This is a genomic window from Bradyrhizobium sp. USDA3010 (assembly GCF_056429065.1).
In genome coordinates this window covers 35,820-59,373 of record NZ_JBWJZD010000035.1, presented here as the reverse complement: position 1 = coordinate 59,373, position 23,554 = coordinate 35,820, and the positions used below count along the sequence as shown (strand labels likewise).

General features: G+C 64.8%; 19 protein-coding genes. 13 read left to right on the top strand and 6 right to left on the bottom strand.

Going from position 1 to position 23,554, the window contains the following annotated elements; all coding sequences use genetic code 11:
* Nucleotides 1-27: 27 nt before the first annotated feature.
* Together ccmB and ccmA are read right to left on the bottom strand one after the other, a co-directional pair.
* Entirely contained in the window at nt 28-696 is a 669-nt protein-coding gene (gene ccmB, locus AC066Y_RS35460) for a heme exporter protein CcmB (RefSeq protein ID WP_478277920.1), read from the bottom strand.
* A complete protein-coding gene (ccmA, locus tag AC066Y_RS35455) occupies nt 693-1,295 on the bottom strand; it encodes a heme ABC exporter ATP-binding protein CcmA (RefSeq protein ID WP_478277919.1) in 603 nt (200 codons plus the stop codon). The genes ccmB and ccmA overlap by 4 nt, the downstream gene beginning before the upstream one ends.
* A gap of 239 nt (nt 1,296-1,534) precedes the next feature.
* On the opposite strand from ccmA, the gene acnA reads away from it, so the two are divergent.
* The 3 genes from acnA (at nt 1,535) to AC066Y_RS35440 (ending at nt 6,192) form a co-directional block, all read left to right on the top strand.
* On the top strand, nt 1,535-4,255 hold the full coding sequence (gene acnA, locus AC066Y_RS35450) for an aconitate hydratase AcnA (protein WP_478277918.1): 2,721 nt from the start codon (nt 1,535-1,537) through the stop codon (nt 4,253-4,255).
* A gap of 161 nt (nt 4,256-4,416) precedes the next feature.
* On the top strand, nt 4,417-5,178 hold the full coding sequence (locus tag AC066Y_RS35445) for a DUF1223 domain-containing protein (RefSeq protein ID WP_092121555.1): 762 nt from the start codon (nt 4,417-4,419) through the stop codon (nt 5,176-5,178).
* A 642-nt stretch (nt 5,179-5,820) separates the two neighbouring features.
* Complete coding sequence (locus tag AC066Y_RS35440) at nt 5,821-6,192, top strand: DUF2794 domain-containing protein (protein WP_478277917.1); 372 nt, start codon at nt 5,821-5,823, stop codon at nt 6,190-6,192.
* A gap of 118 nt (nt 6,193-6,310) precedes the next feature.
* On the opposite strand, the gene AC066Y_RS35435 is transcribed toward AC066Y_RS35440, so the two are convergent.
* The 4 genes from AC066Y_RS35435 to AC066Y_RS35420 all read right to left on the bottom strand — a co-directional run bounded on the left by AC066Y_RS35435 (nt 6,311) and on the right by AC066Y_RS35420 (nt 11,259).
* Complete coding sequence (locus tag AC066Y_RS35435; protein ID WP_478277916.1) at nt 6,311-6,856, bottom strand: N-acetyltransferase family protein; 546 nt, start codon at nt 6,854-6,856, stop codon at nt 6,311-6,313.
* A 90-nt stretch (nt 6,857-6,946) separates the two neighbouring features.
* Nucleotides 6,947-7,738 carry a Bax inhibitor-1/YccA family protein gene (locus tag AC066Y_RS35430; protein WP_353701425.1) on the bottom strand — a complete coding sequence of 264 codons (792 nt, stop codon included), beginning with the start codon at nt 7,736-7,738 and terminating at the stop codon, nt 6,947-6,949.
* Nucleotides 7,739-7,972: 234 nt separating this feature from the next.
* Entirely contained in the window at nt 7,973-10,543 is a 2,571-nt protein-coding gene (locus AC066Y_RS35425) for an ABC transporter permease (protein WP_478277915.1), read from the bottom strand.
* A complete protein-coding gene (locus AC066Y_RS35420) occupies nt 10,540-11,259 on the bottom strand; it encodes an ABC transporter ATP-binding protein (protein ID WP_212318910.1) in 720 nt (239 codons plus the stop codon). Before AC066Y_RS35420 ends, AC066Y_RS35425 begins: the two co-directional genes overlap by 4 nt.
* A gap of 55 nt (nt 11,260-11,314) precedes the next feature.
* Between AC066Y_RS35420 and AC066Y_RS35415 the strand changes: the two genes are divergently transcribed.
* From AC066Y_RS35415 to AC066Y_RS35370, 10 genes are all read left to right on the top strand, one after another.
* Nucleotides 11,315-11,974: an arylesterase gene (locus tag AC066Y_RS35415; RefSeq protein ID WP_478277931.1), complete on the top strand. Its 660-nt coding sequence runs from the start codon at nt 11,315-11,317 to the stop codon at nt 11,972-11,974.
* 166 nt (nt 11,975-12,140) lie between these two features.
* Nucleotides 12,141-12,677, top strand: coding sequence for an RNA 2',3'-cyclic phosphodiesterase (gene thpR / locus AC066Y_RS35410; RefSeq protein WP_456759983.1), 537 nt, complete (start codon nt 12,141-12,143; stop codon nt 12,675-12,677).
* Between the two features lie 141 nt (nt 12,678-12,818).
* Nucleotides 12,819-14,006: a cell division protein ZapE gene (gene zapE / locus AC066Y_RS35405; RefSeq protein ID WP_478277914.1), complete on the top strand. Its 1,188-nt coding sequence runs from the start codon at nt 12,819-12,821 to the stop codon at nt 14,004-14,006.
* A 208-nt stretch (nt 14,007-14,214) separates the two neighbouring features.
* Nucleotides 14,215-15,183, top strand: coding sequence for a malate dehydrogenase (mdh, locus tag AC066Y_RS35400; protein WP_092121604.1), 969 nt, complete (start codon nt 14,215-14,217; stop codon nt 15,181-15,183).
* A gap of 160 nt (nt 15,184-15,343) precedes the next feature.
* Nucleotides 15,344-16,540, top strand: a complete 1,197-nt coding sequence (sucC, locus tag AC066Y_RS35395; RefSeq protein ID WP_478277913.1) for an ADP-forming succinate--CoA ligase subunit beta — start codon at nt 15,344-15,346, stop codon at nt 16,538-16,540.
* Nucleotides 16,541-16,542: 2 nt separating this feature from the next.
* Entirely contained in the window at nt 16,543-17,019 is a 477-nt protein-coding gene (locus AC066Y_RS35390) for a DUF1579 family protein (RefSeq protein ID WP_478277912.1), read from the top strand.
* A gap of 37 nt (nt 17,020-17,056) precedes the next feature.
* Entirely contained in the window at nt 17,057-17,938 is an 882-nt protein-coding gene (gene sucD, locus AC066Y_RS35385) for a succinate--CoA ligase subunit alpha (RefSeq protein WP_092121610.1), read from the top strand.
* A 257-nt stretch (nt 17,939-18,195) separates the two neighbouring features.
* Nucleotides 18,196-21,156: a 2-oxoglutarate dehydrogenase E1 component gene (locus tag AC066Y_RS35380; protein WP_478277911.1), complete on the top strand. Its 2,961-nt coding sequence runs from the start codon at nt 18,196-18,198 to the stop codon at nt 21,154-21,156.
* Between the two features lie 173 nt (nt 21,157-21,329).
* Nucleotides 21,330-22,574 (top strand): 2-oxoglutarate dehydrogenase complex dihydrolipoyllysine-residue succinyltransferase, encoded by a 1,245-nt coding sequence (odhB, locus tag AC066Y_RS35375; protein ID WP_478277910.1) that lies wholly within the window; start codon nt 21,330-21,332, stop codon nt 22,572-22,574.
* 72 nt (nt 22,575-22,646) lie between these two features.
* The gene (locus AC066Y_RS35370; RefSeq protein WP_478277909.1) at nt 22,647-23,396 is read left to right on the top strand and encodes an SDR family oxidoreductase; all 750 of its coding nucleotides are present in this window, start codon (nt 22,647-22,649) and stop codon (nt 23,394-23,396) included.
* Nucleotides 23,397-23,554: the final 158 nt, after the last annotated feature.

The following is a 23,554-nucleotide window of genomic DNA, read 5'->3' as shown; positions in this document are numbered from 1 at the left end:
TGATCGGGCTCATATTGCCGGCCAATTTCAGTCCAGCCCGTGCCGCAGGCTCGCGGCGGCGGCAAAAGGGCCGATCACGAGGCTGGCAAGCGACAGCGCGCAGAGGATCGAGAACGGTGTTCCAAAGGGCAGGGGCCCCGATATCGCCGCCTGCGAGGCGGCAACGCCGAAGATCAGCACCGGGATCGACAGCGGCAGCACCAGCACGGCCAGCAGCAGCCCGCCGCGATGCAGCGTCACCGCCAGGGCCGCGCCGATCATGCCGGTGAAAGTCAGCGCCGGAGTTCCCGCCAGCAAGGTCGCCGCGACCGCAAGCGTCGCCGTGCCGTCGAGATTGAGCAGCAGGCCGAGCACCGGCGTCGCGACGATCAGCGGCAGCCCCGCGGCGATCCAATGCGCCAGCGCCTTGGCCGCGCAGGCGAGTTCCAGCGGCGTCCGGCTCATCACGATCAGGTCGAGCGAGCCGTCCTCGTGATCGGCCGTGAACAGCCGGTCGAGGGTGAGCAGGCTGGCCAGCAGCGCGCCGAGCCAGAGGATGGCGGGGCCGAGCCGCGACAGCAGCGCGAGATCGGGCCCGACCGCGAACGGCATCAGCACCGTAACGGTGAGGAAGAACAGCACGCCGATCAGCGCCCCGCCGCCGACGCGCAGCGCAATGCGGATGTCGCGGCGGATCAATGCGGCCAGCTTGCTCACGCCGCGCCTCCCATCCGCAAATCGCGCGCATCGATGCCGAGCGGCAGATGGGTCGCGGCGACGATCAGGCCGCCGTTTGCGAGATGGTCGCGCATCAGCCCGACGAACAGCGCCTGTCCGGCCGCATCGAGCGCCGATGTCGGCTCGTCCAGCAGCCAGACCGGCCGCCGCACCGAGAGCAGGCGCGCGATCGACAGGCGGCGGCGCTGGCCGGCCGAGAGGTAGGCGGCCGGCAGATGCGCGGCGTGGTCGAGCGCCACGGCGGCCAGGCAGCGGCCGGCGTCCACGGTCTCGCCGCCGAGGAATTCCCGCCAGAAGGAAAGATTTTCCGCGACGGTCAGCGCCGGCTTCAGGGCGTCGCGATGGCCGAGGTAGTGGGCCTGCTCAGGCAGACTTAGCTCGGCGTCGCCGCCTTCGAGCGCAATCGAGCCCTCGGCGGGAAGCAAGAGCCCGGCGAGGACGCGCAGCAGCGAGGTCTTGCCCGCGCCATTGGGTCCCGTGACGGCAAGCGCCTCGCCGGCCGTCGCTGACAGATCGAGGCTGGAAAACACCTCGCGTCCGCCGCGCACGCATTTCAGATTTCGTCCCGAGAGCCGCATGGTTCGTCTTGTCACAGCCCTCTGAAATCTTTCGCTACCGCGTGAGAATTTTTGGGTCGCGCAACGCTGTCGCACGCTTGTCGGTGTGGCGGTGCTTCTAGAAAGGTTCTATAAGCCCGGAACTTGATGCAGCACACACAATCGGCGGCCGCAAGCCATCCAGGCCATCCCTTGGCCCGTGTCGATCGCCGGTGTTTAGTTACCCTTGCCGGGTATAACTGAGAATTGGGATCCTCCGCATGACCTCACTCGACAGCTTCAAATGCCGCAAGACCATGAAGGTCGGCGGCAAGTCCTACGTCTATTACAGCCTGCCCCAGGCAGAGAAGAACGGACTGAAGGGTATTTCGAAGCTGCCGTATTCGATGAAGGTTCTGCTCGAGAACCTGCTGCGCAACGAGGACGGCCGCACCGTCAAGAAGGAAGACATCGTTGCGGTGTCGAAGTGGCTCAAGAAGCGCCAGCTCGAGCACGAAATCGCGTTCCGCCCGGCGCGCGTCCTGATGCAGGATTTCACCGGCGTTCCGGCCGTGGTCGACCTCGCGGCGATGCGCAACGCGATGCAGAACCTCGGCGGCGATGCCGAGAAGATCAACCCGCTGGTGCCGGTCGATCTCGTCATCGACCACTCGGTGATCGTCAACTTCTTCGGTGACAACAAGGCGTTCGCGAAGAACGTCACCGAGGAATACAAGCAGAACCAGGAGCGCTACGAGTTCCTGAAGTGGGGTCAGAAGGCGTTCTCGAACTTCTCGGTGGTGCCGCCCGGCACCGGCATCTGCCACCAGGTCAATCTCGAATATCTCGCGCAGACGGTGTGGACCAAGAAGGAGAAGATGACGGTCGGCAAGAAGACCGGCACCTTCGAGGTCGCTTATCCCGACTCGCTCGTCGGCACCGACTCGCACACCACCATGGTCAACGGCCTCGCCGTGCTCGGCTGGGGCGTCGGCGGCATCGAGGCGGAAGCCTGCATGCTCGGCCAGCCGTTGTCGATGCTGCTGCCGGAAGTGGTCGGCTTCAAGCTCAAGGGCCAGCTCAAGGAAGGCGTCACCGCGACTGACCTCGTGCTGACCGTCACCCAGATGCTGCGCAAGCTCGGCGTGGTCGGCAAGTTCGTCGAGTTCTTCGGTCCGGGCCTCGATTTCCTGTCGGTCGCGGACAAGGCGACCATCGGCAACATGGCGCCCGAATACGGCGCGACCTGCGGCTTCTTCCCGGTCGACGCCGCGACCATCGATTACCTGAAGACCTCGGGCCGCAAGGCCGATCGCGTCAAGCTGGTGCAGGCCTATGCCAAGGCGCAGGGCCTGTTCCGTACCGCCAAGTCGGCCGATCCGGTGTTCACCACCACGCTGACGCTCGACCTCGCCGACGTGGTGCCGTCGATGGCCGGACCGAAGCGCCCCGAAGGCCGCATCGCGCTGCCGGCGGTCTCGACCGGTTTCGCGACCGCGCTGGTCAACGAGTACAAGAAGCCCGATGGTGAGCAGAAGCGCTTCGCGGTCGAGGGCCGCAATTTCGATCTCGGCCATGGCGACGTCGTGATTGCCGCGATCACCTCCTGCACCAACACCTCGAACCCGAGCGTGCTGATCGGCGCCGGCCTGTTGGCGCGCAAGGCGGCCGCCAAGGGTCTGAAGGCCAAGCCGTGGGTGAAGACCTCGCTCGCGCCGGGCAGCCAGGTCGTGGCTGAGTATCTCGCCAATTCCGGCTTGCAGGCCGATCTCGACAAGGTTGGCTTCAACCTGGTCGGCTTCGGCTGCACCACCTGCATCGGCAATTCCGGCCCGCTGCCGGAAGACATCTCGAAGTCGATCAACGAGAACGGCATCGTCGCCGCCGCCGTGCTGTCGGGCAACCGCAACTTCGAAGGCCGCGTCTCGCCGGACGTGCAGGCGAACTACCTCGCTTCGCCGCCGCTGGTGGTCGCGCATGCGCTCGCCGGCACCGTGACCAAGGATCTCGCGGTCGAGCCGATCGGCATCGGCAAGGACGGCAAGCCGGTATTCCTGAAGGACATCTGGCCGACCACCAAGGAGATCAACGCCTTCATGAAGAAGTACGTCACCGCGACGATCTTCAAGAAGAAGTACGCCGACGTGTTCAAGGGCGACACCAACTGGCGCAAGATCAAGACCACGGAAAGCGAGACCTATCGCTGGAACATGAGCTCGACCTATGTGCAGAACCCGCCCTATTTCGAAGGCATGAAGAAGCAGCCGGAGCCGATCGTCGACGTGGTCGACGCGCGGATCCTCGCGATGTTCGGCGACAAGATCACCACCGACCACATCTCGCCGGCCGGGTCGATCAAGCTGACCTCGCCCGCTGGCAAGTTCCTGAGCGAGCACCAGGTGCGCCCCGCCGACTTCAACCAGTACGGCACGCGGCGCGGCAATCATGAAGTGATGATGCGCGGCACCTTTGCCAACATCCGCATCAAGAACTTCATGCTGAAGGGCGCCGACGGCAATATCCCGGAAGGCGGTCTGACCAAGCACTGGCCCGACGGCGCGCAGATGTCGATCTACGACGCGGCGATGAAGTACCAGCAGGAGAACGTGCCGCTGGTGGTGTTCGCCGGCGCCGAATACGGCAACGGCTCGTCGCGCGACTGGGCCGCGAAGGGCACCCGCCTGCTCGGCGTGCGCGCGGTGATCTGCCAGAGCTTCGAGCGCATCCATCGCTCCAACCTGGTCGGCATGGGTGTGCTTCCGCTCACCTTCCAGGACGGCACGTCGTGGTCCTCGCTCGGCCTCAAGGGCGATGAGAAGGTCACGATCCGCGGGTTGCAGGGCGATTTGAAGCCGCGCCAGACGCTGACGGCCGAGATCGTCTCCGCCGACGGCGGCAAGCGGGATGTCCCGCTGCTCTGCCGCATCGATACGCTGGACGAGCTCGACTACTATCGCAACGGCGGCATCCTGCATTACGTGCTGCGCAAGCTCGCGGCCTAGCGCGGATTTGTGATCAGTGCCTCACTGCTTAGTGAGTAGCGGCTAAAAAGAAGGCGGCCTATGACAAGGCCGCCTTCTGGCGTTCTGGGGCACGCAAGTTCAAGGGACAACTTCATGCTCCGTACAATTACGGATAGAAATCATCACGACTGGTTCGCAGTATGACAGCGATGATGGCCTATAATTCTATCTCGCGATGGTCCAGCGCCCTAGGTTTCTGCGCGATCGTTGCGATCATCCGCCCCGCTCACGCCGATCCGCGTGCTGTCGTCGAACTCTTCACCTCGCAGGGATGCTCGTCCTGTCCGCCCGCGGACAAGATCATCGGTGACCTCGCGAAGGACCCCAACGTCATCGCGCTGAGCATGCCGATCGACTATTGGGACTATCTCGGCTGGAAGGACACGCTGGCCGATTCCCGTTTCAGCGCGCGCCAGAAAGCCTATTCGCACATGCGCGGCGACCGCGACGTCTACACGCCGCAGGCCGTGATCAACGGCTCCGCCCATGTGATCGGCAGCGACCGCGCCAGCATCGAGGACGCGATCAAGGACACCGAGAAGAGCGGCAGCGTGATGTCGGTGCCGGTGACGATGACGCTGACCGGCAAGCAGATCAACGTGTCGGTGGCCGCATCGAAATCGCCCGCGGTGTCGCGCGGCGAAGTCTGGATCTGCTCGATCTCGAAGTCGGTGCCGATCTCGATCGCGCGCGGCGAGAACCGCGGCCGCGAGATCACCTACCACAACGTGGTGCGCAATCTCCTGAAGGTCGGCGACTGGAACGGCTCGTCCGGGAGCTGGACCGTGCCGCTGGAGAACATCACGCGCGATGGCGTCGATGCTGCGGCCGTCTACGTCCAGGACGGCAATCGCGACAAGCCGGGCCCGATGCTGGGCGCCGCATTCACCTCGCTTCACTAGAGCCTTTCGGTTCTGATTGATCAGAAGCGCAGCTTTAGATTCCTGTTTAACGCGTTTTCTTCACGCGAACCGGTGTCCACTTCGCTCGAAAACGCTCTAACTGCGCGGTGCTGGCTTCTGTCAGTCTTGCGTCGTTGGGCCGCACGCATGGTGTCGTGCGGCTCCGCGCGGCGGCAAGCGTGCATCCAGTGATCTGCTGAGAGGGAAGCGCCGAGGCTTTGCGCGGCTTGATCGCGCATATTCGAGCAGGGCCCAAAAACAAAAAGGACCAACTTTCGTTGGCCCAGTGTGTTGGGATTTGATTCCCCTGCGAACAGGCCCGATCCCGACGGCCCCGGGGGGCTGGGGGCTGAGGAATCCGGAACCGAAAGGACCGGGCCAACGCAGGATTGTCTTTTCGCAGGGCAGCGGGGCGGGCGATGGGCGGAAGTGGGGCAGCAATATGATTCCTCTAACGTTCCCGTGACTCTTCGGTTTTCCGGACAATCCGTCGCGCCTGGCCGTGGTTAAGGGCTGGTTGCATTGCGAATGGCCCCTTGCAGGCTCCGGCGCTTAGCGCAATCATGTCACTCTCGTGACGATCCCGAAGTGGGGCACCGGCCTTCGGCACCCGATCGTCACCGGGATGACAGGAGGCGCTCGATGAGTTTGATCTCGGAGGATAGTGATCCGAGTGGGAGTCGTGCCGCGGCGCGTCCCGCCGCCGCGACCCCTCAGCCCAACCGCGTGACATTCAATCGACTTGAGCTCAACCGCATTCTCAATCTCTACGGCCGCATGGTCGCCGATGGCGAGTGGCGCGATTATGCGATCGACTTCCTTAAGGACCGTGCCGTGTTCTCGGTGTTCCGGCGCGCATCCGAAATACCGATCTACCGGATCGAAAAGGATCCCCGGCTGGCGCGCAAGCAGGGCATGTACAGCGTGATTTCGGCGACCGGCCTGATCCTGCGCCGCGGCCACGAACTCGAACGGGTGCTGTTCGTGATCGATCGCAAGCTGTCGCTGGTGTAGGCGCGGCAAATTCAACAGACCGAGCCCGGATGAAGCGAAGCGCAATCCGGCACAAGTTCATCTGCGGTATCGGCGGCCCCGGATTGCGTTGCGCTGCATCCGGGCTACGGACTGTAGCTCAGTCCGCTGGCACCGTCGCCGCGCCCTCGCCGAGCGCGCGCTGCATCATCACGGTGTCGAGCCAGCGGCCGAACTTCCGGCCGACATTCGGGTGCGTCCCGATCATCTGAAATCCGCAGCGGCGGTGCAGCCCGATCGAGCCGGCATTGGCGGAGTCCCCGATCACCGCGATCATCTGCCGGAAGCCGCGCGCGTCGCATTCGGCGATCAGGCGGGCCATCAGCCGGAGGCCGATGCCGCGGCGATGGACCGCAGGGTCCAGATAGACCGAGTTCTCGACCGTGAAGCGATAGGCCGGCCGCGGCCGGTAGGGGCCGGCATAGGCATAGCCGGCGACGCGGCCGTCGAGCACGGCGACGAAATAGGGGAAGCGGCCATCGATCAGCGCCCTGTAGCGGCGGGTCATCTCGGCAAGGTCGGGCGGGATCAGCTCGAAGGTTGCGGTGCCGAAGCGCACCGCGTGCTCGTAGATCGCCGTGATCGAGGGCAGGTCCGCCTCGACGGTTAGCCTGATTTCCCGATTGGCCCCCGCAGGATTGGACATGGGCGCGACAGTATTTTTGCCCTGCGCAAAAGAAAAGCCCCGGCCGCAAGGCCGGGGCTTGGATTGGATCGATCGTCTCGCTCGAGGCGCTCAGTCGCGCTGGCCGAGCAGCTGCAGGAGCAGCGTGAACAGGTTGATGAAGTTCAGGTAGAGCGACAGCGCACCAGTGATTGCCGCACGCTCTGCCATCGCGCCACCCTGCGAGGCGTAGCCGTAGATGTAGTCGTTCTTCAGCCGCTGGGTGTCCCAGGCGGTGAGGCCCGCGAACACCAGCACGCCGACCACAGAGACGATGAACTGCAGTGCCGAGCTCGCCAGGAACAGGTTGACCAGGCTCGCGATGATGATGCCGATCAAGCCCATGAACAGGAACGAGCCCATGCCGCTCATGTCACGCTTGGTGGTGTAGCCGTAGAGGCTCAGCGCACCGAACGTCGCCGCGGTGATGAAGAACACGCGCACGATCGAGGTGTGCGTGTACACCAGGAAGATCGACGACAGCGACAGGCCCATCAGCGCCGAGAACACCCAGAACAGCAGCTGGGCGGTCGCAGGCTGCAGGCGGTTGATGCCGGCCGAGATGACGAACACCATCGCCAGAGGGGCGAGGATGAACAGCCACTTCAGCGGGCTCACGAACATCGCGTAGCCGAACTGCGTCAGATAGGCGTTGCCAAACTTGGCGACGGCGGCGGACTGATCGGTGGTCACCGCACCCATGTAGACACCGAGCGCGGCCAAGCCTGTGATGGCCAGGCCGATGCTCATGTAGTTGTAGATGCGCAGCATGTAGGCGCGCAGACCGGCGTCGACGGCCGCAGCGTCAATGCGCCCGGCGGCCCGGCCGAAAGGAGAAGCGTAGTTGCGGTCTAGGTCCGACATGGTCGAATTCCCGTGGTTGGTCCCGGTGGAGCGCAAGGGATTTGCGGCGCCGGTTCTAAATCTATCTCAGATGGCTCGGTTTGCGGAACATTAATTGCGTGTCATTCAAACCGACTATCCGACCCGAGTGGTATGTGGGAAATTAACACATCCGACGCAAGCTTCCACGCGCGGCCGAATGTCGCTCTAACCTAGTATTCATAGGTAAAACGGCGCTGCCGCCGCTACAAATTGTCACAAATTCCGCAACACCGAGGCCGGCTTCTGGTTCAGCGCGAGCAGCGTTCCGGCCAGCCCCAATCCGACGGTGACGACCAGCGCGGCGACCACGACCAGCGCGGCGCTGCCGGCCTGCCAGATGAAACTCAGCGTCATCAGCCGCGTCACGATCAGCCAGGCCGCGACCGAACCGGCGATCACCCCGAAGATTGCGGTTGCAAAACCGATCATCAGATACTCCAGCGCGTAGGCGCCGAGCAATCGCACCCGCGTGGCGCCGAGCGTCTTGAGGATCACGGCGTCATAGACGCGGTGGCGGTGCCCGGCGGCGAGCGCCCCGCCCAGCACCAGGATCGCCGAGATCAGCGTCACGGCGCTGGCGCCGCGGATCGCCAGCACCAGATTGCTGACGACGGTGCCGACCGTCTCCAGCGCCTCGCGGACGCGGACGCTGGTCACCATCGGGAACGCGTCGGCGACCTGCTTGATGATGCGCGCATCATCGGTAGTGCCGCCATGGGGTTCCGTCAGGGTCGCGACGTGGCTATGCGGGGCGCCCTTGAAGGCATTCGGCGAGAACACCAGCACGAAGTTGATGCCGAGGCCCTGCCAGTCGATGTTGCGCAGATTGGCGATCCTGGCCGGCACATCGCGGCCGAGCACGTTGACCACGATCTCGTCGCCGATCTTCAAGGACAGGCCGTCGGCGATCTTCTTCTCCATCGAGACCAGCGGAGGACCGCTGTAGTCCGGTCCCCACCATTCGCCCTCGACGATCTTCGAACCCTTGGGAACTTCGCCGGTGTAGGTCAGGCCGCGGTCGCTTTGCAGAACCCATTCCGAATCGACCGACGGCTTGAGCTGGTCGGCCTTGACGCCGCGTGCGGCGACGATGCGCCCGCGCAGCATCGGCACGTCCTCGACGGTCGAGCCGGCCGCGATCTGCGCCAGGAAGGCGGCAAAGCGGTCGGCTTCCGTGGAGGGGATGTCGATGAAGAAGAACGACGGCGCCCGCTCCGGCAAAGCGGCCAGGAATTGCCGGCGCAGATTGCCGTCGATCTGGGTGATGGTGACGAGCACCGCGAGCCCGAGCCCCAGCGACAGCACGACCGACGGCGTCAGCGCACCCGGTCGGTGGATGTTGGCGATCGCCAGCCGCAGCATGGTCATGCGGCTGCGCGGCAGCCGCCGCGCCACCGCCATCAGGATCTCGGCGATCCCGCGCAGCAGCAGGAACACCGCGATCGACGAGGCGACGAACACGGCGGCGACCCGCTTGTCATAGGCGAGCCCGATCGCAACCCCGATCAGGAGCGCGACCACCACCGCCATCAGCGCGAGATAGCTCCAGCGCGGGCGGTGCCATTCGCTGGCGACGGTCTCGCGGAACAACGCAGCGACCGGCACGTCGTGGACCCGGCCGAGCGGCCATAGCCCGAACGCCAGCGCGGTGAGCTGGCCGTAGAGGAAGGAGAGCGCGAGCTCGTCGGGATGCAGGGCCGGCACCACCGGCAGCGGCAGCAGCTTGCCGAACAGGCCGACGATGACGAAGGGCAGCGCGGCGCCGAGCACCAGCCCGATCAGCGAACCGATCCCGGCCAGCACCACCACCTGCGTGCAGTAGATCGTGAAGACGTCGCGGCCGGTGGCGCCGAGCGCCTTGAACGAGGCGATGACGTCGCGGCGCCGGTCGATATGGCTCTTCACCGCGTTGGCGACGCCGACGCCGCCGACCAGCAGCGCGGCGAGGCCGACCAGGGTCAGGAACTGGGTGAAGCGGTTGATGGTGCGTTCAAGCTGCGGCGAGGCGTTGTTGCGGCTGCGGACTTCCCAGCCGGCCTCCGGCGCGGCAGCCCGTGCGCCTTCGATCAACGCGGTGGTGGCGCGATCGTCGTTGGCGCCGTCGCGCAGCTTCACCCGGTAGATCCAGCGCACCAGGCTGCCCGGTTGCAGCAGGTCGGTGGCGCGCAGGCTGGCTTCGCTGATCAGGAAGCGCGGGCCGAGGCCGACGCCGCCGGCAAGCTTGTCGGGCTCGGTCGCCACCACGCTGCGGATCTGGTAGGTCGCGCTGCCGATCGTGACGCGGTCGCCGAGCTTTAGGTCGAGCCGCGCCAAGAGCGTTGAATCGGCGGCCGCGCCATAGACGCCATCGCGTTCGGCGAGTAGATCGGCGACCGGCATGTTCGGCTCGAGCGTCAGCTCGCCGAGCATCGGATATTTTCCGTCGACCGCCTTGAGCTCGACCAGCGCCAGCTTGCCGTCGCCGCTACGGGCCATCGCGCGCAGCGTGGCCGCAACCGAAACCTCGCCGCGGGTACGCAGATACGCGACCTCCTCGGGCTTGGCCTCGCGCGAGATCAGCGAGAAGGCGACGTCTCCGCCGAGCAGCGTGCGGCCCTCGCGCGACAGGCCGTCGCCGAGGCTCGCGGCGACCGAGCCGACGCCGGCAATCGCCATCACGCCGAGCGCGATGCAGGCGATGAACACGTAGAATCCGCGCAGGCCACCGCGCAGTTCGCGCAGCGCGTAACGGAAGGCAAGCGACGACGCGCGGCCCTGCACCGCGACTTCGGACGCGATACTCATGTCGTGGATTGTCCGTCGATGCGGCCGGAACGCAGCCGCACCACACGATCGCAGCGCTGCGCCAGCGAGAGGTCGTGCGTCACCAGCACCAGCGTCATGCCGCGCTCGGTGTGCTTGGTGAAGAGCAGGTCGATGATCTGCTTCCCCGTCGTCTCGTCGAGATTTCCGGTCGGCTCGTCGGCAACCAGGATCGCGGGATCGGGCGCGAGCGCACGCGCGATCGCGACGCGCTGCTGCTCGCCGCCGGAAAGCTGCGTCGGGTAGTGATGCAGCCGTTCGCCGAGCCCGACCGATTGCAGCTCCTGCGCGGCGCGCGCGGCGGCATCGGGATTGCCGGCGAGCTCGAGCGGCACGGCGACGTTCTCCAGCGCCGTCATGGTCGGGATCAGATGGAACGACTGGAAGACGATGCCGACCTGGCGGCCGCGGAAGCGCGCCAGCGCATCTTCATCGAGGGCATTGAACGACGTGCCGTTGACGACCACTTCTCCGCTGTCAGGACGTTCAAGCCCCGCCATCACCATCAGCAAGGTCGACTTGCCCGAACCCGACGGGCCGATCAGGCCGATGGCCTCACCCGCTGCCACACGAAGGCTGATATCTTTGAGGATATGGACCCGTGCCGCGCCGGTGCCGAGCGAGAGATTGACGTTCCTGACGGCAATGGTGTCCGGCTCGACGTCGGTCAGTGAAGAGGATTCGATGAGACTGTCCATGGTTCGGTCATATGGCACTTCCGCTGCTGCGGTCGAGAGCCGGTTGAGAATCTTCGTGCACATACTCGTGTTGCTTATGGGCTTGATGACGGCGGCAAGTGCGCAGACGGCAGGGGTGGAGAAAAGCCCGGCGCAAGGTTCGGCGAAACCGATCAAGATCGTGGTTCTGGGCGATTCCCTGAGCGCCGGTTATGGCCTTCCGGCCGCGGCGGCATTTCCGGTCCGGCTGCAAAAAGCCTTGGAGACCAAGGGGATAAAGGTCAATATGACCAATGCCGGGGTATCCGGCGACACCGCCTCGGGGGGCCGCGAGCGGCTCGACTGGTCGGTGGCTGACGGAACTGACGCCGTGATCGTCGAGCTCGGCGCCAACGATGCGCTGCGCGGCATCGATCCCGCGGTCACGCGTGCCGCGCTATCCGACATCATCACAAAGTTGCAGGCGCGCAAGATCGCCGTGCTCTTGTGCGGCATGCTCGCGCCACCGAACTATGGCAGCGAGTATGCAGCGAAGTTCAACGCGATCTATCCGGATCTCTCGAAGTCGCTGGGCGTGCCGCTCTATCCGTTCTTCCTTGACGGCGTTGCTGCCGATGCCAAGCTCAATCAGGCTGACGGCATGCATCCGACAGCGGAAGGTGTGGACATCGTCGTGAAGAACATGCTGCCCACGGTGGAGGCATTTCTCGGCGCATTATCAGGGCAACGCAGTTGAAATGCAGGCAGCGCGCCGAGTTGTGCCCGTAGGTTTACGAGCTGTTAACGGGTCATGCTTCGCAGAGTCACATATCTCGGGTACAAATAGGCATCGGTGATTCGTCGCCGGGCTTGTTACAGGGGCGGGCTCCCAAAACCCGCGCCAAGCATCGAGGATTATTGCGATGCCGCGTCTGTTCACTGGTCTGGAAATTCCGGCCGATATCGGCCAAACCCTCTCCAGCTTGCGTGGCGGCCTTCCCGGCGCACGCTGGATCGATCCCGAAAATTATCACGTCACTCTGCGCTTCATCGGCGACATCGATGGCTTCTGGGCCAACGAGATCGCGACGATGCTGTTTCGGGTGAACCGAAAACCGTTCGAGGTCAAACTGCAAGGTCTGTCGAGCTTCGGTGGACGCAAGCCGCGCGCGGTGGTTGCCGCCGTCGAGCCCAGTCGGCCGCTGATCGAACTGCAGGCCGAGCTCGAGCGGATGATGCAGCGGATGGGGCTCGATCCCGAGGGCAGGAAATTCACGCCCCACGTCACGCTCGCGCGTCTGCATGACGCATCGAGCCAGGACGTCGCGGATTATCTGTCGGTGCGCGGCTACTTCCCGAGCCGCAGCTTCATGGCGGACCGCTTCGTGCTGTTCTCGTCGCGTGCGTCGACAGGCGGCGGCCCCTATGTGGTCGAGGATTCCTACGCGCTCTGCGCGTGAGGTTTCTTAGGATCGCGGCTTGAGGTGTCAGGCAGCGGCCGGTGCGGTCGGCCGTGGTATGCAAGGGCTTGCGCTTGCATACCCCATTGGCACAATTCACGGCTTGCAATTTTCCGCGCACTAGGGCCGTAAGGTGGACCCATGCTGTCCACCTCGCCGAGTTCCTTTCTCGAACACTACAAATCCCTGGTCGCCTCCGGCGCGATCGAGGCCGATCCCGCGCAGGCCCGCGCCGCCGAGGCGTTCGGCGCGCTGGAGGAGCGGCTCGCGAGCTACAAGCCGCAGCGCAAGCAGAGCCTGCTCGGACGGCTGTTCGGCGGCGACAAGGACGACACGCCGCCGCGCGGCCTCTATGTCCATGGCGAGGTCGGCCGCGGCAAGACCATGCTGATGGACCTATTCTTCCAGCAGAGCCCGGTCGAGCACAAGCGCCGCGCCCATTTCCACGAATTCATGGCCGAGGCGCATGAGCGCATCTACGGCTACCGCCAGCAGATCGCGCGCGGCGAGATCGGGGACGGCGACGTGATCGCGCTCACCGCGCAGGCGATCTTCGACGAAGCGTGGCTGCTCTGCTTCGACGAATTCCACGTCACCGACATCGCGGATGCGATGATCCTCGGGCGGCTGTTCGCCAAGTTGTTCGATCTCGGCACCGTCGTGGTCGCGACCTCGAACGTCGCGCCTGATGATCTCTACAAGGGCGGTCTCAATCGCGCGCTGTTCCTGCCGTTCATCGCGCAGATTTCCGACCACATGGATGTGCTGCGGCTCGATGCACGCACCGACTTCCGGCTCGAGAAGCTCGTCGGCGTGAAGATGTGGCTGGTGCCCGCGGATGACGCGGCTCGCGATGTGCTCAATGCGGCGTGGCGCAAGATGACCGGCAACGCGCCGTGCAAGGCGCGCCTTATCGAGATCAAAAAGCGTTTGCTGACTGTGCCGTGCTCGTCGCATGGCGTCGCGCGCTTCAGCTTCGCCGATCTCTGCGAGAAGCCGCTCGCCGCGTCCGATTACCTCAGGCTCGCGCACGATTACCACACGATCCTGATCGACCATATTCCGGTGATGGATTACGCCGAGCGCAACGCCGCCAAGCGCTTCATCTCGCTGATCGACACGCTCTATGACAATGCCGTGAAGCTGATGGCCTCGGCCGAGGCCGATCCGGTGTCGTTGTACCTTGCGACCGACGGCATCGAGGCGATGGAGTTCACGCGCACGTCCTCGCGCCTGATCGAGATGAGCTCGGAATCCTATCTGGCGCTGCCGCACGGCCGCAAGGACTCCGCGGCCAGCGGCGCGTCGACCGGCCTGGTCGAGACCTGAAATTAGCCTCGAAATTCGGTCTTGCGCGCGGTCCGGTTCGGAGCAACTTTTCGTGTCTCCGGGACGGATGTTGCTGGCATGCCTGATCGAATTCCAGGCAAGGCCTCCAATCGGGCAGGCCGCGACTTGAATGGATCATTCGAAAGGGATAACCACCCTTGCAACCGACTTCCCTCCCTCCTGCACCAGTTCAAAGGACTGATTTCCCATGGCACGCGACAAGATTGCACTGATTGGCTCCGGACAGATCGGCGGAACGCTGGCGCACCTCGTTGGCCTCAAGGAGCTCGGAGACGTCGTGCTGTTCGATATCGCCGAGGGCGTGCCGCAGGGTAAAGCGCTCGACATCGCGCAGTCGTCGCCGGTCGACGGCTTCGACTCCAATCTGGTCGGCGCCAATTCCTATGAAGCGCTCGATGGCGCCAAGGTCTGCATCGTCACCGCGGGCGTGCCGCGCAAGCCCGGCATGAGCCGCGACGATCTGCTGTCGATCAACCTCAAGGTCATGGAGCAGGTCGGCGCCGGCATCAAGAAGTACGCGCCCGACGCGTTCGTCATCTGCATCACCAACCCGCTGGACGCGATGGTCTGGGCGCTGCAGAAGGCCTCGGGTCTGCCGCACAAGAAGGTGGTCGGCATGGCCGGCGTGCTCGACTCCGCGCGTTTCCGCTATTTCCTGGCCGACGAATTCAACGTCTCGGTCGAAGACGTCACCGCCTTCGTGCTGGGCGGCCACGGCGACACCATGGTGCCGCTGACCCGCTACTCGACCGTTGCCGGCATCCCGCTGCCCGACCTCGTCAAGATGGGCTGGACCTCGCAGGCCCGCATCGACGAGATTGTCGACCGCACCCGCAATGGCGGCGCCGAGATCGTCAACCTGCTCAAGACCGGCTCGGCTTTCTATGCGCCGGCGGCGTCCGCGATCCAGATGGCCGAGAGCTATCTGAGGGACAAGAAGCGCGTGCTGCCCTGCGCCGCCTATCTCAACGGCGAGTACGGCGTGAAGGACATGTATGTCGGCGTGCCGACCGTGATCGGCTCCAAGGGCGTCGAGCGCATCGTCGAGATTGAGCTCGCCGGCAAGGACCGTGAAGCCTTCGACAAGTCGGTCGGCGCGGTGCAGGGCCTGGTCGACGCCTGCAAGAAGATCGCGCCCGATCTGCTCGGCAAGTAATCTCAATCGACAATGACCCGATAGGCGATTTCAATCGCCTGTCGGGTACAAGGTGATGAAATTCCGGCGGATTTTGTAGTTGCGCGAGCTTTGGTATATGGTATACCAGCGTCAAGGCTGACTTGAAGTTCGCCGCACGAGGGTTTGGGAGCGTCTTTCCATGAATATCCACGAATACCAGGCCAAGGCTCTGCTGCACGAATTCGGCGTGCCGATCTCGCGCGGCGTGCCGGTGCTGAAGCCGGAAGATGCCGACGCGGCGGCCAAGCAGCTCCCCGGCCCGATCTGGGTGGTGAAGAGCCAGATCCATGCCGGTGGCCGCGGCAAGGGCAAGTTCAAGGAAGCATCCGCCGGCGACAAGGGCGGTGTCCGTATCGCCAAGTCGGTTGCCGAGGTCGACCAGTTCGCCAAGCAGATGCTCGGCGCGACGCTGGTCACGGTGCAGACCGGCCCGCACGGCAAGCAGGTCAACCGCCTCTACATCGAGGAAGGCTCCGACATCGACAAGGAGTTCTACCTCTCGATCCTGGTCAATCGCGAGACCTCCGAGATTTCCTTCGTGGTGTCGACCGAAGGCGGCGTCAACATCGAGGACGTCGCGCATTCGACGCCGGAAAAGATCGTCTCGTTCTCGGTCGATCCCGCCACCGGCGTCATGCCTCACCACGGCCGCACGGTTGCCGAGGCGCTGAAGCTGAAGGGCGATCTCGCCAAGCAGGCCGAGAAGCTGACCGGCCAGCTCTATGCAGCTTTCGCCGCCAAGGACATGGCGATGCTCGAGATCAATCCGCTCGTCGTCACCAAGCAGGGCCAGCTCCGCGTGCTCGACGCCAAGGTGTCGTTCGACAGCAACGCGCTCTACCGTCACCCGGACGTGGTCGCGCTGCGCGACGAGTCCGAGGAGGACGCCAAGGAGATCGAGGCGTCGAAATATGACCTCAACTATGTCGCGCTCGACGGCACGATCGGCTGCATGGTCAACGGCGCCGGCCTCGCCATGGCGACGATGGATATCATCAAGCTCTACGGCATGGAGCCGGCGAACTTCCTCGACGTCGGCGGCGGCGCCAGCGCGGAGAAGGTTGCAGCTGCCTTCAAGATCATCACCGCCGATCCGAACGTGAGGGGCATCCTGGTCAACATCTTCGGCGGCATCATGAAGTGCGACGTGATCGCCGAGGGCGTGGTCGCCGCGGTGAAGCAGGTCGGTCTCAAGGTGCCGCTGGTGGTGCGCCTCGAAGGCACCAATGTCGAGCTGGGCAAGAAGATCATCCGCGACAGCGGCCTCAACGTGGTGCCCGCCGACAATCTCGATGACGCCGCACAGAAGATCGTGAAAGCCGTCAAGGGAGGCTAACGATGGCCGATCATCTCGACGCTCCGACCCCGCTGGACGAACACCGCAAGCTCGCGGTTTTCGCGGGCGAGTGGAGCGGCGACGAGATGGTCTATCCGTCGCGCTGGACCGCAGGCGGTCCGGCCACCTCGCATGTCGTTGCGCGCATCGCGCTCAACGGCTTCTACCTGATCCAGGACTGCGTGCAGACCCGCGACGGCAAGGAGAGCTTCGCCACCCACGGCGTCTTCACCTACGACCGCGAGGATCGAGCCTACCGATTGTTCTGGCACGATTCACTCGGCTACTACCCGCCGTCGCCGGCGTCCGGCGGCTGGGCGGGCAAGTCGCTGATCCTGGTGCGCGGCTCGCTGCGCGGCAATGCCCGTCACGTCTACGAGGTCGTCGACGACAACACCTACACCATGAAGATCCAATTCTCGCCTGACGCGGAAGGGTGGGCCGACGTGCTCACCGGCGTGTACCGGCGTATCCACTAAACCCTTCACCGACCGTCTCGCGAAAGCATCTCGAACCATGTCCATTCTGATCGACAAGAACACCAAGGTCATCTGCCAGGGCTTCACCGGCAAGAACGGCACGTTCCATTCGGAAGCGGCGATCGCTTACGGCACCAAGATGGTCGGCGGCGTGGCGCCGGGCAAAGGCGGCTCGACCCATCTCAACCTGCCGGTGTTCGACACCGTCGCCGACGCGCGTGCGAAGACCGGCGCCGACGCCAGCGTGGTCTATGTCCCGCCGCCAGGTGCGGCCGACGCGATCTGCGAGGCGATCGATGCGGAGATCCCGCTGATCGTCTGCATCACCGAGGGCATTCCGGTGCTCGACATGGTGCGCGTCAAGCGCTCGCTGTCGGGTTCGAAGTCGCGGCTGATCGGGCCGAATTGCCCCGGCGTGATGACCGCCGGCGAGTGCAAGATAGGCATCATGCCGGCCAACATCTTCAAGCCCGGCTCGGTCGGCATCGTCTCCCGCTCCGGCACCCTGACTTATGAAGCGGTGTTCCAGACCACCCAGGAGGGCCTCGGCCAGACCACAGCGGTCGGCATCGGCGGCGATCCGGTCAAGGGTACCGAGTTCATCGACGTGCTGGAGATGTTCCTGGCCGACGAGAAGACCAAGTCGATCGTCATGATCGGCGAGATCGGCGGCTCCGCCGAGGAAGACGCCGCGCAGTTCCTCAAGGACGAGGCCAAGCGCGGCCGCAAGAAGCCGATGGTCGGCTTCATCGCCGGTGTCACCGCACCTCCCGGCCGCCGCATGGGTCATGCCGGCGCGATCATCTCCGGCGGTAAGGGCGATGCCGGTTCCAAGACCGCGGCGATGGAAGCCGCCGGCATCAAGGTGTCGCCGTCCCCGGCGCGGCTCGGGCACACGCTCGCCGAGATGCTGAAGTAACTTCCGTCAGGCGAAGTTCCCTTCGAGGTTTGGCAGGGTTTTGGGCGGGTTCTCATGAGGGAACCCGCCCTTTTAATGCGTTTTGCCAGCAGAATGCCGATCAATAAAATATGAAATTAAGTTCATTTCTTGGTTCTTTTAGGCAGGAATATCTGTCCTAGATAGGGTAAAGGGTATCGATCCAGCCGGCGCACTTCCAGACCGGCACCAGCGCCGTCTCCTACGCGCGAACCGAAAAAAATCACCAGGACTGCCCCATGTCTCGCCAAGACGCGAATGCTGCTTTTGCTCTCTCATCATTCCTGCAAGGCACCAACGCCACCTACATCGACGATCTCTATGCCCGCTACGAGCAGGACCCGTCGTCGGTCGACGCCGAATGGCAGGATTTCTTCAAAAGCCTGAAGGACGCCCCGGCCGACGTCCAGAAGAACGCCGAGGGTGCCTCGTGGGGCCGCGTCAACTGGCCGGTGACGCCGCGTGACGAGCTGACCTCGGCGCTCGACGGCAACTGGGCCCAGGTCGAGAAGGCGGTCGGCACCAAGCTCGCCGCCAAGGCCCAGGCCAAGGGCGCGGCGCTGTCCGACGCCGACGTGCATCAGGCCACCCGCGATTCGGTTCGCGCGCTGATGCTGATCCGCGCCTATCGCATGCGCGGGCATTTCCACGCCAAGCTCGATCCGCTCGGCATCGAGGCGCCGCGCGACCGCGAGGAGCTCGATCCGCGCTCCTACGGCTTCACCGAGGCCGATTTCGACCGCAAGATCTTCCTCGACCACGTGCTCGGCCTCGAATACGGCACGCTGCGCGAGATCGTGCAGATCTGCGAGCGCACCTACTGCCAGACGCTCGGCGTCGAGTTCATGCACATCTCCAATGCCGCGCAGAAGGCGTGGATCCAGGAGCGCATCGAAGGTCCGGACAAGGAGATCAGCTTCACCCCCGAGGGCCGCCGCGCGATCCTCAACAAGCTGATCGAGGCCGACGGCTTCGAGAAGTTCTGCGACACCAAGTTCACCGGCACCAAGCGCTTCGGCCTCGACGGCGGCGAATCGCTGATCCCGGCGCTCGAACAGATCATCAAGCGGGGCGGCAATCTCGGCGTGAAGGAGATCGTCGTCGGCATGCCGCATCGCGGCCGCCTCAACGTGCTGACCCAGGTGATGGGCAAGCCGCACCGCGCGCTGTTCCATGAATTCAAGGGTGGTTCGGCCAACCCGGACTCGGTCGAAGGCTCCGGCGACGTCAAGTATCACCTCGGCGCGTCCTCGGACCGCGAGTTCGACGGCAACAATATCCATCTGTCGCTGACCGCAAATCCGTCGCATCTCGAGATCGTCGATCCGGTCGTGATGGGCAAGGTGCGCGCCAAGCAGGATCAACACGGCGATCCGCCGGACATGCGCATCTCGGTCCTGCCGCTTTTGATGCACGGCGACGCGGCATTCGCGGGCCAGGGCGTGGTGGCGGAATGCTTCAGCCTGTCCGACCTGAAGGGCTACCGCACCGGCGGCTCGCTGCACTTCATCGTCAACAACCAGATCGGCTTCACCACCTATCCGCGCTACTCGCGTTCGTCGCCCTATCCGTCCGACGTCGCGAAGATGATCGACGCGCCGATCTTCCACGTCAATGGCGACGATCCGGAGGCCGTGGTGTTCGCGGCCAAGGTTGCGATCGAGTTCCGGCAGAAATTCCACAAGCCGGTCGTCATCGACATGTTCTGCTACCGGCGTCACGGCCACAACGAGGGCGATGAGCCGGCGTTCACCCAGCCGGTGATGTACAAGAAGATCGCCTCGCACCCGTCGACGCTGGAGATCTACGCCAAGCGGCTGGTCGCCGACGGCGTGTTGACCGAGGGCGAGGTCGAGAAGGCCAAGGCCGACTGGCGCGCGCGGCTCGATGCCGAGCTCGAAGCCGGCTCGGGCTACAAGCCGAACAAGGCCGACTGGCTGGACGGCAAATGGGCCGGCTTCAAGTCGGCCGATCAGGAGGAAGACGCGCGCCGCGGCGTCACCGGTGTCGATGTCGCCGTGCTCAAGGAGATCGGCCGCAAGATCACCAAGGTGCCGGACGGCTTCCGCGCCCACCGCACCATTCTGCGCTTCCTCGACAATCGCGCCAAGGCGATCGACACCGGTGTCGGCATCGACTGGGCGACCGGCGAGGCGCTGGCGTTCTGCACGCTGCTGCAGGAAGGCCATCATGTGCGTCTGTCCGGCCAGGATTCCGAGCGCGGCACCTTCTCGCAGCGCCATTCGGTCCTGATCGACCAGGAGGACGAGAGCCGCTACACGCCGTTCAACCATCTCGGCGGCGAGGACACCGGCCATTACGAGGTCATCAACTCGCTGCTGTCGGAAGAGGCGGTGCTCGGCTTCGAGTACGGCTACTCGCTGGCCGAGCCGAACGCGCTGACGCTCTGGGAAGCGCAGTTCGGCGACTTCGCCAATGGCGCGCAGGTGGTGTTCGACCAGTTCATCTCCTCGGGCGAACGCAAATGGCTGCGCATGTCGGGCCTCGTCTGCCTGCTGCCGCATGGCTACGAGGGGCAGGGACCGGAGCACTCCTCCGCGCGCCTCGAGCGTTACTTGCAGATGTGCGCCGAGGACAACATGCAGGTGGTCAATCCGACCACGCCGGCAAACTACTTCCACGTGCTGCGGCGCCAGCTGCATCGCGAAATCCGCAAGCCGCTGATCCTGATGACGCCGAAGTCGCTGCTGCGTCACAAGCGCGCCGTGTCGCGGCTCGACGAGCTCGGCAAGAACGCCACCTTCCACCGCATCCTGTACGATGACGCGCAGATGCTGCCGGACGAGAAGATCAAGCTGGTGCCGGACGACAAGATCCGTCGCGTCGTGCTGTGCTCCGGCAAGGTCTATTACGACCTGTACGAGGAGCGCGAGAAGCGCGGCATCGACGATATCTACCTGCTGCGCATCGAGCAGCTGTATCCGGTGCCGCTGAAGGCGCTGGTGCAGGAGCTCGGCCGCTTCAAGGCTGCCGAGGTGGTCTGGTGCCAGGAAGAGCCCCGCAACATGGGCTCCTGGCACTTCATCGAGCCCTATCTGGAATGGGTGCTGAATCAGACCCACGCAGCCAATAAGCGTCCGCGCTATGCCGGCCGGCCGGCATCGGCGGCGACCGCCACCGGCTTGATGTCCAAACATCTCGCGCAGCTCAAGGCGCTGCTCGACGACGCACTGAACTAACGGCCTTCACTGAAGCCATGCCCCGCCTTGTGCGCAATTGCGCACTGGAGCGGGGCATCCGGTATCCCGCGTCATCCAGCCTCACCGCTGTCGTCACGGAGTACCGGGTCGTTCGCTTTGGCGGATGGTGGCTGAACCAATTTTGCGACCGCAAGGTTATCGGGGAAAAGATCATGACTGAAATTCGCGTTCCAACGCTCGGCGAATCCGTAACCGAGGCCACGATCGGCCGCTGGTTCAAGAAGGCCGGGGAGGCCGTCGCGGTGGACGAGCCGTTGGTGGAGCTGGAGACCGACAAGGTCACCATCGAGGTGCCCGCGCCGGTCGCCGGCACGCTGGGTGAGATCATCGCCAAGGATGGCGAGACCGTCGCCGTCGGCGCGCTGCTCGGCCAGATCAATGACGGCGCGGCTCCGGCCAAGCCGGTTGCTGCCGCCGCTCCGGCCAAGGCCGCTGCTGCGGCGCCTGCCGCCGCTCCCGCACCAGCCCCTGCCGCGCCCAAGGTGCCGCCGGCGGATGCGCCGCTGGCGCCTTCGGTGCGCAAGCTGTCCGCCGAAAGCGGCGTCGACGCCTCCACCGTTCCGGGCTCGGGCAAGGATGGCCGCGTGACCAAGGGCGACATGCTGGCCGCGATCGAGAAGGCCGCCTCGGCGCCGACCCCGGTCAACCAGCCGGCCGCCGCCGTGCAGGTCCGTGCGCCGTCGCCGGCGGACGATGCCGCGCGCGAGGAGCGCGTGAAGATGACCCGGCTGCGCCAGACCATCGCGCGCCGCCTCAAGGACGTGCAGAACACCGCCGCGATGCTGACGACCTTCAACGAGGTCGACATGACCGAGGTGATGAAGCTGCGGGCTCTCTACAAGGATACGTTCGAGAAGAAGCACGGCTCCAAGCTCGGCTTCATGGGCTTCTTCACCAAGGCGGTCGTGCAGGGGCTGAAGGACATTCCGGCCGTCAACGCCGAGATCGACGGCTCTGACCTGATCTACAAGAACTACTACCACATCGGCGTTGCGGTCGGCACCGACCGCGGCCTGGTGGTGCCTGTCGTGCGCGACTGCGACCACAAGTCGATCGCCGAGATCGAGAAGTCGATCGCCGATTACGGCCGCCGCGCCCGCGACGGCCAGCTCAAGATCGACGAGATGCAGGGCGGCACCTTCACCATCACCAATGGCGGCATCTACGGCTCGCTGATGTCGACGCCGATCCTCAACGCGCCGCAGTCCGGCATCCTCGGCATGCACAAGATCCAGGAGCGGCCGATGGTGGTCGGCGGCAAGATCGAGGTGCGGCCGATGATGTATCTGGCGCTGTCCTACGATCACCGCGTCATCGACGGCAAGGAAGCGGTCACCTTCCTGGTGCGCGTCAAGGAGAGCCTGGAAGATCCGGCACGGCTTGTACTGGACCTCTAAGGTCGTATCGCGCGCGGCGCCCGATCGGTTCAGGCGTCGCGTTTTGTTGGGTGCTTACGTTTGGGGATCAATGTGACGGATAAGGTCGTTGTCATCACCGGCGGCAGCCGCGGCATCGGCCGCGCCACCGCGCTTGCTGCTGCCGCGCGCGGTTATCGCGTGGTGGTCGGGTATGCCTCCAACCAGGCTGCGGCCAACGAGGTCGTTGCCGCGATCGAGGCCAGCAACGGCAAGGCGATCGCGGTGAAGTGCGACGTCGGCAGCGAGCAGGACATCCTGGCGCTGTTCAAGGCGGCCGATGGGTTCGGCACGCTCGGCGCGCTGGTCAACAATGCCGGCATCGTCGGCAGGAGCGGCGTGCGTGTCGACGAGATGTCGGCCGAGCGCATCCAGCAGATGATGGCGGTCAACGTCACCGGCAGCATCCTGTGCGCGCGCGAGGCGGTGAAGCGCATGTCGACCAGGCACGGCGGCCAGGGCGGCGTCATCGTCAACCTCTCCTCGGTCGCAGCAAGGCTCGGCGCGCCCAACACCTATGTCGACTATGCCGCCTCCAAGGGGGCGATCGATTCCTTCACGATCGGCCTCGGCTACGAAGTCGCGGGTGAAGGCATCCGCGTCGCCGGCATCCGGCCGGGCCTGATCGACACCGACATCCACGCCGCGGGCGGCGAGCCCGATCGTGCGCACCGGCTGGCCCATATGGTGCCGATGAAGCGCGTCGGCACCGCCGACGAGATCGCCAACGCCATCGTCTGGCTGATCTCCGACGAAGCGTCCTACGTCACCAGCGCGATCCTCGACGTGTCGGGCGGTCGCTAGAGCGTTTTCGAGCGAAGTGGGTACCGGTTCGCGTGAAGAAAACGCGTCAAGACAAGAACCTAGAGCCCCGTTCCGATTCAGTCGGAACGGGGCTCTAGAACACGATCAAGCAGCGGGAAGCGGCCTTCCGATCGGACCGCGCCCGCCCAACTGTCACA

Excerpts from the sequence above, each read along its gene's own strand:
- ccmA (WP_478277919.1), bottom strand. The coding sequence starts at position 1,295 with ATGCGGCTCTCGGGACGAAATCTGAAATGCGTGCGCGGCGGACGCGAG.
- acnA (WP_478277918.1), top strand. The coding sequence starts at position 1,535 with ATGACCTCACTCGACAGCTTCAAATGCCGCAAGACCATGAAGGTCGGC.
- AC066Y_RS35445 (WP_092121555.1), top strand. The coding sequence starts at position 4,417 with ATGACAGCGATGATGGCCTATAATTCTATCTCGCGATGGTCCAGCGCC.
- AC066Y_RS35440 (WP_478277917.1), top strand. The coding sequence starts at position 5,821 with ATGAGTTTGATCTCGGAGGATAGTGATCCGAGTGGGAGTCGTGCCGCG.
- AC066Y_RS35435 (WP_478277916.1), bottom strand. The coding sequence starts at position 6,856 with ATGTCCAATCCTGCGGGGGCCAATCGGGAAATCAGGCTAACCGTCGAG.
- AC066Y_RS35430 (WP_353701425.1), bottom strand. The coding sequence starts at position 7,738 with ATGTCGGACCTAGACCGCAACTACGCTTCTCCTTTCGGCCGGGCCGCC.
- AC066Y_RS35425 (WP_478277915.1), bottom strand. The coding sequence starts at position 10,543 with ATGAGTATCGCGTCCGAAGTCGCGGTGCAGGGCCGCGCGTCGTCGCTT.
- AC066Y_RS35420 (WP_212318910.1), bottom strand. The coding sequence starts at position 11,259 with ATGGACAGTCTCATCGAATCCTCTTCACTGACCGACGTCGAGCCGGAC.
- thpR (WP_456759983.1), top strand. The coding sequence starts at position 12,141 with ATGCCGCGTCTGTTCACTGGTCTGGAAATTCCGGCCGATATCGGCCAA.
- zapE (WP_478277914.1), top strand. The coding sequence starts at position 12,819 with ATGCTGTCCACCTCGCCGAGTTCCTTTCTCGAACACTACAAATCCCTG.
- mdh (WP_092121604.1), top strand. The coding sequence starts at position 14,215 with ATGGCACGCGACAAGATTGCACTGATTGGCTCCGGACAGATCGGCGGA.
- sucC (WP_478277913.1), top strand. The coding sequence starts at position 15,344 with ATGAATATCCACGAATACCAGGCCAAGGCTCTGCTGCACGAATTCGGC.
- AC066Y_RS35390 (WP_478277912.1), top strand. The coding sequence starts at position 16,543 with ATGGCCGATCATCTCGACGCTCCGACCCCGCTGGACGAACACCGCAAG.
- sucD (WP_092121610.1), top strand. The coding sequence starts at position 17,057 with ATGTCCATTCTGATCGACAAGAACACCAAGGTCATCTGCCAGGGCTTC.
- AC066Y_RS35380 (WP_478277911.1), top strand. The coding sequence starts at position 18,196 with ATGTCTCGCCAAGACGCGAATGCTGCTTTTGCTCTCTCATCATTCCTG.
- odhB (WP_478277910.1), top strand. The coding sequence starts at position 21,330 with ATGACTGAAATTCGCGTTCCAACGCTCGGCGAATCCGTAACCGAGGCC.